General features: G+C 51.4%; 12 protein-coding genes. 9 read left to right on the plus strand and 3 right to left on the minus strand.

The features are described from left to right. Nucleotides 1-113: 113 nt before the first annotated feature. Nucleotides 114-872 (plus strand): winged helix-turn-helix domain-containing protein, encoded by a 759-nt coding sequence (locus MHH78_RS18385; RefSeq protein WP_341168346.1) that lies wholly within the window; start codon nucleotides 114-116, stop codon nucleotides 870-872. 74 nt (nucleotides 873-946) lie between these two features. On the opposite strand, the gene MHH78_RS18390 is transcribed toward MHH78_RS18385, so the two are convergent. After that, complete coding sequence (locus tag MHH78_RS18390) at nucleotides 947-1,501, minus strand: C40 family peptidase (protein ID WP_036726441.1); 555 nt, start codon at nucleotides 1,499-1,501, stop codon at nucleotides 947-949. Between the two features lie 281 nt (nucleotides 1,502-1,782). Next, a complete protein-coding gene (locus MHH78_RS18395; RefSeq protein ID WP_036726443.1) occupies nucleotides 1,783-2,424 on the minus strand; it encodes a thiamine diphosphokinase in 642 nt (213 codons plus the stop codon). Nucleotides 2,425-2,590: 166 nt separating this feature from the next. On the opposite strand from MHH78_RS18395, the gene MHH78_RS18400 reads away from it, so the two are divergent. Further along, nucleotides 2,591-3,064, plus strand: a complete 474-nt coding sequence (locus tag MHH78_RS18400) for a low molecular weight protein-tyrosine-phosphatase (RefSeq protein ID WP_341170339.1) — start codon at nucleotides 2,591-2,593, stop codon at nucleotides 3,062-3,064. A 136-nt stretch (nucleotides 3,065-3,200) separates the two neighbouring features. Here the strand turns inward: MHH78_RS18400 and MHH78_RS18405 are convergent, their stop codons facing one another. Then, entirely contained in the window at nucleotides 3,201-3,932 is a 732-nt protein-coding gene (locus MHH78_RS18405) for an alpha/beta hydrolase (RefSeq protein ID WP_076079333.1), read from the minus strand. A 265-nt stretch (nucleotides 3,933-4,197) separates the two neighbouring features. On the opposite strand from MHH78_RS18405, the gene pdhA reads away from it, so the two are divergent. The 7 genes from pdhA (at nucleotide 4,198) to MHH78_RS18440 (ending at nucleotide 12,608) form a co-directional block, all read left to right on the plus strand. Next, nucleotides 4,198-5,265 carry a pyruvate dehydrogenase (acetyl-transferring) E1 component subunit alpha gene (pdhA, locus tag MHH78_RS18410; RefSeq protein ID WP_036726447.1) on the plus strand — a complete coding sequence of 356 codons (1,068 nt, stop codon included), beginning with the start codon at nucleotides 4,198-4,200 and terminating at the stop codon, nucleotides 5,263-5,265. A 15-nt stretch (nucleotides 5,266-5,280) separates the two neighbouring features. Then, entirely contained in the window at nucleotides 5,281-6,258 is a 978-nt protein-coding gene (locus MHH78_RS18415) for an alpha-ketoacid dehydrogenase subunit beta (RefSeq protein WP_341168347.1), read from the plus strand. Nucleotides 6,259-6,364: 106 nt separating this feature from the next. Further along, complete coding sequence (locus MHH78_RS18420) at nucleotides 6,365-8,023, plus strand: 2-oxo acid dehydrogenase subunit E2 (protein ID WP_341168348.1); 1,659 nt, start codon at nucleotides 6,365-6,367, stop codon at nucleotides 8,021-8,023. Nucleotides 8,024-8,026: 3 nt separating this feature from the next. Beyond that, complete coding sequence (lpdA, locus tag MHH78_RS18425; protein WP_076079331.1) at nucleotides 8,027-9,439, plus strand: dihydrolipoyl dehydrogenase; 1,413 nt, start codon at nucleotides 8,027-8,029, stop codon at nucleotides 9,437-9,439. 242 nt (nucleotides 9,440-9,681) lie between these two features. Then, nucleotides 9,682-10,476, plus strand: coding sequence for a thymidylate synthase (gene thyA / locus MHH78_RS18430; protein ID WP_076079330.1), 795 nt, complete (start codon nucleotides 9,682-9,684; stop codon nucleotides 10,474-10,476). Then, a complete protein-coding gene (locus MHH78_RS18435) occupies nucleotides 10,473-10,964 on the plus strand; it encodes a dihydrofolate reductase (protein ID WP_076079329.1) in 492 nt (163 codons plus the stop codon). The genes thyA and MHH78_RS18435 overlap by 4 nt, the downstream gene beginning before the upstream one ends. A gap of 156 nt (nucleotides 10,965-11,120) precedes the next feature. After that, nucleotides 11,121-12,608, plus strand: a complete 1,488-nt coding sequence (locus tag MHH78_RS18440) for a glutamate synthase subunit beta (protein ID WP_341168349.1) — start codon at nucleotides 11,121-11,123, stop codon at nucleotides 12,606-12,608. Nucleotides 12,609-12,715: the final 107 nt, after the last annotated feature.

A 12,715-nucleotide genomic window follows, 5' to 3' on the forward strand; every position in this document is an offset into this window, starting at 1 on the left:
ATTAGTGCCGCAAAGAGACCATTCCCCCGAATGGTCTCTTTGTTTTGCGGGAATTCTAGGTATCATCTGCGGCGGCACAGCCGGTGCAAGACTGGTACAGGGGGACTATCCCGGTGAATGAAAAGATAGCATGGTATAAACCCGGTCCGCGCCCGGATAGCCTTGAAGCTGATGCAGACAGAGAGGATAGGGCTGCCGGCCGTATCGGGCTTGAGGAGGCCATCCATAGCCTTGGTATAAGAACAGCAATAAGCGAAGACCTGGATAGTCTTCGCTTATTGCTCTCAGGCGGTGAGCCTGTGCTTCTGCTCGCGGAGCTGGAGGAACCCGGAGGCTGGGCGGGCTGGGAAGCTGTCTCGGAGGCGCGGAAGGAGGGGATGATTCTGCCGGTGATGGTCATATCCGGAGGGGCGCCTGGAGTGAAAGGGGAAGCGGCTGTCTCCGTATTCGATGCCGGAGGCAACGAATACATGGAGAAGCCTGTACATACCGGTGAGTTCAAACGCAGAATATTGAATCTACTTAAGCTGACAGGCCGCCGTAGAGATGCGGCCTCGCTGCTTAAGGTGGACGGATTGCTCCTCGATCGCGGACGCCGGCAGGTCATCCGGGATGGAGCCGAGCTGAAGATGACCCCCAAGGAATTCGACCTGCTGTATTATCTGGCAGAGAATCTGGGTGAAGTCTGTCCCCGTGCTGAAATATTGCAGCAGGTATGGGGGTATCATTTTCAAGCGGATACCAATGTGGTGGATGTGTACATCCGGCATCTGCGACTGAAGGTGGATAAAGGCCGCCGGAATAAACTGATTCATACGGTGCGTGGAACCGGATATGTACTGCGGACACCGGAGAGCGGGGCCACAAGCTGACGGCCGCTGCAAGCAGCTCTCCGGCTAATAGACATGTACTCTCTTGGTACAAGCTATAATAGGTCTTCTGGCTGTTACAGTACGCGGCGTGATTTCAAGTAGGTTTTTTTCCAGTTACCCGAATTCAGATCTGAAATGGTCACGCCGGGTGAGCCGTAAGTGTGCAGGATCTTGCCGTTGCCGGCATATACAGCCACATGGGTGACGTTCTTGCCGTTGGCCCGGCTTCCGCTGGAGAAGAACACCAGATCGCCGACACGCAGATTGGCTTTGCTGACCGATTTACCCACTTTAGATTGGGCAACGGACGTACGGGGCAGATCTACACCATATTTTTTGAAAATATATTGAGTAAAGGAGGAGCAGTCAAAATAACGTGTAGTTGAAGTGGAGGCACCGAACTGGTAACGCGTACCCAGATACTTTTTACCGAAGCTGACCACTTTGGAGCCAGTGGAAGATGCGGATACAGAATCGGCACTTACAGAATCGGCAGATACAGCATCAGCGGATACAGCTGAAGCGGCAGCAGGGGCTGTTCCTGCTCCGGTTGCGAGTAAGGCGCTGAACCCGATTGTTGTGCACAGACCAATTGTCATTGCTTGCTTGAACCATTGTTGCTTATTCATGTTGTATACCTCCAAGGTTGTAATGAATTCTAGTAGTTTCGTTCGTCTGATTCGTAGTATAGCAGGTTATGACAGGCCTAAATTATGGAAGAGATGGGCTAAATGCAGGCGGGATATGCAATGTAAGCGTTTTATTAAAATCACATTAAAAGTTACAAAATATTAATATTTGCGTAGTGAGTTCGCCGAAAAAAGCCGGGAAACCCTTGATGCACAAGGAGATTCCCGGCTTTACGATTTTGAAACAAAGGTTACAGCGATGTCTCCAAAAATCTATGTATTCAGTCCTTGCTCTGAATAATTAGCAGAAGTCCGCTCTCAATATGAACGGTTCCGCTCTGCTCCAGCAGCACATTGCTCACGGCCAGGGATTGCCCTAACTTGAGGGTGGCGTTCTCCAGAGGATATTGGAAGCCCTGAAGGGTGATGCCCGTTACCTCGGGAGTCAGAGGCAGCAAGGAGACATAGGAATACCCCCGTTCCTCTACAACCGCCTGAGAGCCGGTAAGCGTAATGTAGTTGTTCGCATCCATAATAGAGCAGGCTACCTGCCGTTGCAGTGCTCTTGTCATCATTTGAATGCTGGCCAGCGTATGGTCCATGCGCGTACCCGTTACCCCGATCATCAGAATAGACTGCGGCTGGAGGTTCAGGGCAAGATCCAGGGCCATTTCACTGTCGGTAAGGTCTTTGTTGACCGGATCACAGCTTATAGTCTTCTTGCTTCCCGCCTGAATCCGCTCCAGTGCCTCAGGAGAGACAGAATCGAAATCACCAACGGCAAGCTGGGGGGTGAAGCCATGATCAATCAGGAACAGCGCTCCCCGGTCAGCACCGATAATATAATCCTCTTCATCTAATAAGCGCAGGCATTCCGCGGTCAGTTCACCGCCTGCAACAATTACAATACGCCCGGATGGCAATAGCTCCCCCTCCTTGTTGTTCTATTAAGTTCATCATCCTGAACAGTATATAGCAGTTTCAAAAGTTGTACAATTGCCGCGCTGACGCTAAAATAGGGTTAGTGCGTCTGACCGCACCCATCCATTACGGATGATAAGGAATGCTTGAGCGCAGGAGGTGAGAGGGATCGTTAACGTGTTGTTTGTATGTCTGGGGAATATTTGCCGTTCGCCGATGGCAGAAGCTGTGCTGCGCAGCAAGATTGAACAGCGTCAGCTTGCGGATCAGATTACAGTGGATTCTGCAGGAACGGGAGACTGGCATATCGGGAAAGCGCCGCATGAAGGGACAAGGCGTATCCTTGATCTGCATGGCATCAGCTATGAGTATATGAGAGCAAGGCTGGTAGCCAGTGAGGATTTCGAGAGATTCGAATATATCATCTGCATGGACAAGTCCAACGGGGAGAATGTGCGCAAAATTCCTGGCGGTGAGCAGTCCAAGCTGTTGTTCTTCATGGATCTGTTGCCGGATGAGGAGCTGCGTGAAGTGCCTGACCCGTATTTCACCGGTAATTTCGAGCAGGTCTATGATTTAATCAACGCCGGTTGTGATGTGCTGCTGGAACGGATTATTCAGGAGAAGATACAGCAGGCATAGTGCTACAGCCGGACCGGTTGCCGTCCTTATAATTTAAGGAACGGCACCGTATGGCCGATTCGTGATGAAAGCGCAGTCAGTCGTGCTGCATACATAAGTTCGTAAGATGTTCACTTTTGGGGTTCTATTTGCTGTTTCAGGAGCTGAAGAAATAGAGTAATGATTCCGGGAGCTCTTTTTGCCAAAAACCCCAAAGATGCTGGCCGTCCTTCTCGCGGTAGGACACCGTGGCTCCCTTGGCTTCAAGCATGGCCTTGGTCTCCCGGTTCATCTCCACGAAATCATAGACGCCGGTATCGGTCTTGTAGTCGCGCTCTTGAAGCCCTACAACCATATTGATCTGAAGCCAGGAGAGATCCTCCTCTTGAGATAGCAGCTCGCGGGTCTCGGGATAGTAGGCGCCGGAGAGGCTGAGCACACGGCTGAATAATCCCGGATACGCCAGCGCCAGGTGGAGGGAGACACTTCCGCCCAGGGAATCACCGGCTACGATCCGCTCCTCCGGTGTGCGCCGGACAGGATAATTATGTTCAATGAAGGGAATAATCTCTTCGGCGAAGCATGCAAGGTACTGCTTGAAGCGGCTGCCGAACGGAGCGTATTCAGCGGTGCGGACTGCCACGTTCACTTCGACGCCCACTATAATGAAGGGTTCCACATCCTGCTCCAAAATCAGCTGACCAGCCAAGGTGGCAATCCGGCCGAAGTTGAAGAATTCTTCACCGTCCTGGCAGTAGACGACGGGATAGCTGAGTACTTCATTATATCCGGGGGGAAGATAGATACGCAGCTTGCGCTCTTCCTGCAGGTGTTCGCTCCACAGTGTTTGTTTTACAATTGTACGTTTCAGAAAAACAGGTTCGCTCATTGTCAAATCGTCACCTTTCATGTCGGATTTTGCTTAAGACTTAGTGTTGCGTTAAAATTAGCCAAGCGGCAAATGTGGGATATATCATTTACTTGATAAATATCCTTCAATCTGTTATAGGATATTTAAACGCCTGTTATACATACAAAATTTATGGAAACATAAATTTTATGCGTATTTCTTTGACGAAACAGATACAACAGGTGTATAATAATTCTATAACAGAGACCACTGATATTCAAATTTTTTTATTGAGGTGAAGATAATGACTAGAGTTCCTTATGAAGTGTATACAGAGGACGTTGAAGCCCTTACGGTTCTTTCCCCGGATGGAGAAATTATCAACAAGGAAATGATGCCTAACCTTACCGATGATCAATTGAAAGAAATTATGTACCGTATGGTATTTACCCGTACCTGGGATGACCGTGCTGTCAACCTGGGCCGTCAAGGCCGTCTCGGCTTCTATGCACCGGTATCCGGACAGGAAGCTACAATGATCGGCAGCGAGTACGCTTTGCAGAAGGAAGATTTCGTCTGCCCGGGCTACCGTGATATTCCACAGCTCGTATGGCATGGCCTTCCATTATATCAGGCTTTCCTGTATTCCCGCGGACATCAGCATGGCGGACAGATTCCTGATGGCGTGAATGTACTGATGCCGCAGATCATTATCGGAGCACAGATCCTTCATGCTACCGGTATTGCTATGGGCTTCAAATTGAAGAAACAGCAGAACGTTGCAATCACATATACCGGTGACGGCGGTTCGTCTGAAGGCGACTTCTACGAAGGCCTTAACTATGCAGGAGTATATAAGCTGCCGGTGATCTTCTTCGTTCAGAACAACGGCTATGCCATCACCACTCCGTTCTCGAAGCAGACAGCAGCGAAATCCATCGCCCACAAGGCGGTTGCCGCAGGGATTCCCGGAATCAAGATCGACGGTATGGACGTCTTTGCAGTAATCTCTGCTGTACAGCAGGCTGCTGAACGTGCCCGCAAAGGCGAAGGCGCCACACTGATCGAAGCGGTAACCTACCGTTTCCGTCCGCATTCCCTCTCCGATGATGCCAGTAAGTACCGTACGAAGGAAGAAGAAGGTCAATGGAATGAGAAAGATCCGATTGCCCGTCTCGCCAAGTACCTGGAGAAGAAAGGCCTCTGGACAGAAGAGGACACTCTGCGCGTAAGAGAAGAAGCGAAAGCAACTGTGAACGAGCAGATTAAGAAAGCAGAACAGACCGAAAAAATGACCATTCCCGGCTTGATCGACAGCATGTTCGAGGTAACTCCGAAACATCTTGAAGAACAAAAAGCCGATTTTGAATAAGGGGGATATCACGCAATGGCACAGATGAATATGAAAGAAGCAATTCGTGACGCAATGCGCGTTGAACTAACTCGTGACCCCAATGTTCTTATCTTCGGAGAAGACGTTGGTAATGTAGGCGGCGTGTTCCGTGTAACGGAAGGGCTGCAGAAGGAATTTGGCGAGGAGCGCGTTTTCGATACACCGCTGGCAGAGTCCGCTATTGGCGGTTTGGCTTTCGGTCTCGGCGTACAGGGCTTCCGTCCGATCGCTGAGATCCAGTTCGTAGGCTTCATCTTCGAAGCTCTGGATCAGATCGTTATTCAGGCAGCACGCCTGCGCTGGCGTTCCGGGGGCAAGTACAATGCTCCTGCAGTCTTCCGCACTCCGTTCGGCGGCGGCGTTAAGGCAGCCGAGCTGCATACCGATTCCCTGGAAGGCCTGATTGCCCAGAGTCCTGGTATCAAGGTAGTTATTCCTTCTAATCCATACGATGCGAAGGGGCTGCTGATCGCTTCGATCCGCGACAATGACCCTGTATTCTTCATGGAGCACTTGAACCTGTACCATGCTTTCCGTGCAGAGGTGCCTGAAGGTGAGTATACCGTTGAACTCGGCAAAGCGAATGTAGTTCGCGAAGGTACGGATGTATCTATCATTACCTACGGTCTAATGGTACATACAGCGACCAAAGCGGCCGACCAGCTCGAGAAAGAAGGCATCAAAGTCGAAATTATCGACCTTCGTACCGTTAGCCCGATTGATATCGACACCATTGTGGCTTCCATCAAGAAGACTAACCGTGCGATTGTTGTACAAGAAGCTCAGAAGAGCTCCGGCGTAGCCGCTGAGGTTATTGCCCAGATTAACGAAAAAGCTCTGCTGCACCTGGAAGCCCCTGTGCTTCGTGTAGCAGGTCCAGATACAATTTTCCCGTTTGCTCAAATCGAAGATACTTGGATTCCTACCCCTGCACGTGTCATCACGGCAGTTAAGAAAGTCATGGAATTCTAGGAAGTAACGACCTTGCCGTCCTTGTATAAAGGGCGGCAGCCGTTTCTGTCTTCTATCAAACAGGACTGTTGGAATAACTCAACATAATTTATAGGAGGTTATCAAGGTGGCAAAATTTGAGTACCGGTTCCCTGAGCTGGGCGAAGGTCTGCATGAAGGCGAAATTATCAAAATGCATATCAAAGCCGGCGACAAAGTAACCGATGACGATATCGTAATGGAAGTTCAGAACGACAAGGCGGTAGTAGAGGTGCCTTGTCCGGTCAACGGCACAGTGCTTGAAGTCTTCACCAAGGATGGTCAAGTTTGCCGTGTAGGCGAAGTTGTAGCTATCATTGATGCAGAAGGCGACGTTCCTGAGCAGGAAGGCGGCCATCCGGCAGAACAGGCTTCCCAGGAAGCAGATGCAGCCAAAGGCGGAGCAGATACAACCTCTTCTCCTGCAACCAGCAGCTCTGCAACCGGCGGAGCTACGAACTTTGAATATAAGTTCCCTGAACTGGGCGAAGGCCTGCATGAAGGGGAAATCATCAAGATGCACATTAAGGTTGGAGACAAAATCACCGACGACGATATCATTATGGAAGTTCAGAATGATAAAGCGGTGGTGGAAGTTCCTTCTCCAGTCAACGGTACTGTAGTCGAAGTGTTCACCAAAGATGGCCAGATCTGCCGTGTAGGTGAAGTTGTGGCAATCATTGCTGCAGAAGGTGATGTTCCTCAGCAGGAGGGCGGCCACGCTGAAGCATCCGGTGCCCAGGCAGCAGCACCTTCCCAAGGTACTGCACCGGCAGTGGCGGCGGCAGCAGCACCAGCCCCTGACCGTGAAGTGCTGGCAACACCAAGCGTGCGCAAATATGCCCGTGACAAGAGCGTAGATATCTCCAAGGTGAACGGCTCCGGCAAGAACGGTAAGATCACACTTGAAGATGTGGAAGCCTTCCTGAAGGGCGGCTCTGCAGCTCCAGCAGCAGCGGCTCCTGCAGCATCTGCCCCAGCAGCAGCAGAAGCGCCAAAAGCTAAGGTGGCAGCACCGGCAGCTTCCGCTTCCGGCAATGCAAGCCTGGAAGAAGAACGCGTACCATTCAAGGGTATCCGTAAAGCGATTGCCAATGCTATGGTTAAATCAGCTTACACTGCACCGCATGTTACTATCATGGACGAAGTGGATGTTACGGAGCTTGTAGCCTTCCGTGCCCGCATGAAGCCTGTAGCTGAGAAGAAGGGCGTGAAGGTTACTTACCTTCCGTTCATCGTGAAGGCACTCGTTGCCGCTTCCCGTCAGTTCCCTGCGCTTAATGCAATGATTGACGAAGCTACGAATGAAATTGTCTACAAGAAATACTACAACATCGGTATTGCTACAGATACAGACAACGGTCTGATCGTTCCTGTCATCAAGGACGCTGACCGCAAGAGTATCTGGATGATCGCAAGCGCGATTACAGATCTGGCTGTACGTGGACGCGACGGCAAGCTCGCTCCGAATGAAATGAAGGGCAGCACGATCTCGATCAGCAATATCGGCTCTGCCGGCGGTATGTTCTTCACTCCGATCATTAACTTCCCTGAAGTTGCTATTCTTGGAACCGGACGTATCACTGAGAAGCCTGTTGTGAAGAACGGCGAAATCGTTGCAGCACCTGTAATGGCTCTGTCCCTGAGCTTTGACCACCGGATTATTGACGGCGCAACAGCACAGAATTTCATGAATTACATTAAGACCCTGCTTGCAAATCCTGATATGTTAGTTATGGAGGTGTAATTAATGGTAGTCGGAGACGCTTCAATCGAAATCGACACATTGGTAATTGGTGCAGGTCCCGGCGGGTATGTGGCGGCAATTCGTGCCGCCCAGCTCGGCCAGAAGGTCATCATTGTAGATAAATCGGAACTCGGCGGCGTGTGCTTGAACCGCGGCTGTATTCCTTCCAAGGCCCTGATCTCGGCCGCTCATCAATTCGAGGCTGCCCAGCACGGTGAAGTATTCGGTGTTACTGCCGAGAACGTTAAGGTGGACTGGTCTAAGACTCAGGCCTTCAAGAACGGCGTAGTCAAGAAAATGACTTCCGGCGTTACCAGCCTGATGAAAGGCAACAAGATCGAAGTATTCAGCGGAGAAGCTATGTTCATCAGCACAAACGAAGCCCGTCTGTTCAATGATCATGAATCCCCGCGTTACAAGTTCAATAACTGCATTATTGCAACGGGCTCCCGTCCGATTGAACTGAAGCCATTCCCGTTCGGCGGACGCATCCTGTCCTCCACGGAAGCGCTGGATCTGCCTGAAATTCCTAAGAGCATGATCGTTATCGGCGGCGGCTACATTGGTGCGGAGCTGGGTCAGATGTATTCCAAATTCGGCACCAAGGTTACCATCATTGAAGGGCTGGATACTGTTCTGCCTGGCTTCGACAAAGACATGACCCGTCTGGTTGCTAAGAATATGGCTAAGACTGGCATTGAAATTGTAACTAACGCCAAAGCCGAATCTGCGGTTCAGAACGACAAGGAAGTTACTGTGAAGTACTCCGTAGGCGGAGAGTCCAAAGAAGTGACTGCTGAATACCTGCTGGTAACCGTAGGACGCCGTCCGAATACTGATGGCGAGCTGGGCCTGGATCTGATCGGCGTTGAGCTGGATGACCGCGGTCTGGTGAAGGTAGACCATCAGGGACGGACTAACATTCCTAACATTTTCGCAATCGGCGATATCGTTCCGGGTCTTGCCCTGGCGCACAAAGCTTCTTACGAAGGTAAGATTGCTGCGGAAGCCATTGCCGGACACAAATCGGTTGTGGATTACAAGGTAATGCCGGCTGTAGTCTTCACAGATCCTGAATGCTCCAGCGTAGGTCTGACCGAGAAGGAAGCTAAGGATAAGGGCTATGCGGTGAAAGCCGGCAAGTTCCCGTTCGCAGGCAACGGCCGTGCCGTGTCCCTGAATGCTCCTGAAGGCTTCATCAAGATTGTAGCGAAGAGCGACAACAATCAGGTGCTTGGCGCACAAATCGTCGGTATCGAAGCTTCCAACCTGATCGCTGAGCTGGGTCTGGCGATTGAAATGGGCGCAACGCTTGAAGATATCGCACTGACCATCCATGCGCATCCAACCCTTGGCGAGATCGTTATGGAAGCGGCTGAGCTGGTAGAAGGCCACCCAATCCACGTAATGAAATAATAACCGCTTAAGCTTATGCGGTAAGAATATAAGAGGATGTTCCCGAAGCCATGCAGATGGTCAGGGAACATCCTCTTTTGACTGAGGCCACTGTCCTGAACGTTCGGAAATAGCTGGCAGTCAGCCCAATTCAGGCAGAGAAATGTATGTTTTTTTGCGTATTTTTATCGTTAGGGAAGTTACAACGACCGTCTGCTCATGGTAAACTGATAGAAGAAAAAGAGAGTGGGGTGTGATACGGCTTGCGTAATTACTTGGATTTATTACAGGATATTCTCGACAACGGTACAGCTAAGAGCGACCGGACAGGTACAGGTACAGTGTCCGTCTTTGGGCGTCAGCTCCGCTTCGATCTGTCGAAGGGCTTCCCGCTGATGACCACCAAGCGCATTCATTTGAAATCGGTGGTACATGAGCTTCTCTGGTTCCTCAAAGGGGATACCAATACAACGTATCTGAAGGAGAATGGCGTCTCGATCTGGGATGAATGGGCCGATGAGAACGGGGAGCTGGGACCAGTATACGGTTCGCAGTGGCGGGCGTGGGAGAGTAAGGATGGACAGCATATCGATCAGATTGCGAATGTGATTGAGTCAATTAAGCATAATCCCGATTCACGGCGTCATATCGTTAGTGCGTGGAATGTAGGCGAGATCGAGCAGATGAAGCTACCGCCCTGCCATTTCGTGTTTCAGTTCTATGTAGCGGGCGGCAAGCTCTCCTGCATGCTTACGATGCGTTCGGTGGATACGTTCCTGGGGCTTCCGTTTAACATTGCCAGCTACGCGCTGCTAACGCATATGGTGGCGCAGCAGACGGGGCTTGAGGTCGGAGACTTCATCTGGTCCGGCGGAGATGTGCATATATATACAAATCATATGGAACAAGTGGCTACACAGCTTACACGGGAGCCTTATGCGCTGCCGAAGCTTAACATCCGCAGAGTACCGGACAGTATTTTTGATTATACTTATGAGGATTTTGAATTTACCGACTATGTCTATCATCCGGGAATCAAGGCGCCGGTTGCTATATGAGTATTACCATGATATGGGCGATGGCCTCGAATGGCGTAATTGGCAAAAATAATGACATGCCCTGGCATTTGCCGCTGGATTTCGCTTATTTCAAAGCTGAGACACTCGGCAAGCGGATGCTGATGGGCCGCAAAACCTGGGAGTCGCTCGGCAGCAAGCCGCTGAAGGGCCGTACCAGCCTCATCCTGACCCGTGACCGGAGCTTCGCACCCGAAGGGGCTGAGGTCATCCATTCGCTGGCTGAGGCGCTCGCTGAGGGGCGCAAAGAGGATGAGCTGATGGTGATCGGCGGAGCCGAGATCTATAGCCTGATGCTGCCGTATGCCGACAAGCTGCGTGTTACACGGATAGAGGCGGAGATTGAAGGCGATACGAGATTCCCTGAGGTAGACTGGAGCCAGTGGAAGGAAGTTTCCAACACACCGGGACTCAAGAATGAGCAGAATCCGTATGATTATCGTTTTATGGTGTACGACCGCAAGGAGTGACAATGAAGCGTTTTCTCTGACACAAGATGTGAAATAGTACAAATAATCAGCAGATTAGTCCATTACAGTGCGAAAGTATTGAATGCTAATATAATTAAAATTAGAAATGGTGTACTATACATCAACACGAAGAGAACGGATGGGGGAAACGTATATATGTCTACACCTACTGGATTTATGGAGTATAAGCGCCAGCTCCCAGGGGACCGCGATCCCGAGCAGCGCGTGAAGGATTGGGAAGAATTCCACGAGCATCTGACCGAGGACGAGCTTCGGACCCAGGGTGCCCGTTGTATGGATTGCGGCACACCGTATTGCCACACCGGCATGGATATGAGCGGCGGTACTTCAGGCTGTCCCGTGCATAACCTGATTCCGGAGTGGAATAACCTGGTCTACCGTGGCTTGTGGAAGGAAGCGCTGGAGCGCCTGCACAAGACCAATAACTTCCCTGAATTCACCGGCAGCATCTGTCCTGCACCCTGCGAGGGCTCCTGTACCGTCGGTCTGATTGGACAGCCTGTTACGATTAAGACGATCGAGCTGGCCATTGTGGACAAGGGCTTTGAAGAGGGCTGGGTAGTCCCGAGTCCGCCGGAGAAGCGTACAGGCAAACGGATCGCCATCGTCGGCTCCGGTCCGGCAGGACTGGCCGCAGCAGCCCAACTGAACAAGGCGGGTCACACGGTAACGGTCTTTGAGCGCAGTGACCGGATCGGCGGACTTTTGATGTACGGCATCCCGACGATGAAGCTGGACAAACGTGTCGTACAGCGCCGTGTCGATCTGCTGGCTGCAGAAGGTATCGAGTTCGTGGTTAACACTGAGATTGGTAAAGACATTCCTGCTCAGCAGCTGGTGGACGAATATGATGCCGTTGTACTCTGCGGCGGTGCTACCAAGGCAAGACGCTTCAACGTGGAGGGCCATGACCTCAAAGGGGTTATGTATGCCATGGATTACCTGAACGGCACGATCAAGAGCTATCTGAATTCCAATCTGGAAGATGGTAATTACGTATCCGCTGCAGGCAAGGACGTAATCGTGCTGGGCGGGGGCGACACCGGCTCTGACTGTGTAGCGACTTCCCTGCGGCATGGCTGCAGCAGCATCACCCAGTTCGGTACTCACGACAAAGCGCCGCTTACGCGTGATCCGATTGCCAACCCTTGGCCGCAGTTCCCGAATGTCTACACCCTGGATTATGCCCAGCAGGAAGCCAAAGCGGTCTTCGGTGAAGACCCGCGTGAATTCTCTATCATGACGACGAAGTTCGTCGGCGATGAAGAAGGCAACCTCAAGGAGCTGCACACGGTGCAGATCCGCCGGACGGTGGACGAGACAGGACGGAAGATCTACCAGCCGGTTCCGGGCACCGAGGCTGTCTATCCGGCCCAGCTGGCGCTGATCGCGATTGGCTTCGACGGACCGGAGCAGGATATCATTGAGCAGCTTAAGCTGGATACGGACCGCCGTACCAATGTGAAGGCCCGTTATGGCAAATTCAACACGAACGTGGATAAAGTATTCGCAGCCGGAGATATGCGCCGCGGACAGAGTCTGGTTGTCTGGGCTATCAACGAGGGACGTGAAGCAGCGCGTGAAGTGGATAAATACCTGATGGGTTCGACTGTACTTGCTTGACCCTATATGTACCAAAAAGCCGTCCTTCAGCATTGCTGAGAGACGGCTTTTTATTATGCTCTTATTATGCTGCTATATTATTGAATGGCCTTCACCGCTCACGTGAT

This window comes from Paenibacillus sp. FSL H3-0333 (assembly GCF_038002805.1).
Taxonomy (GTDB): Bacteria; Bacillota; Bacilli; order Paenibacillales; family Paenibacillaceae; genus Paenibacillus_AQ; species Paenibacillus_AQ silagei.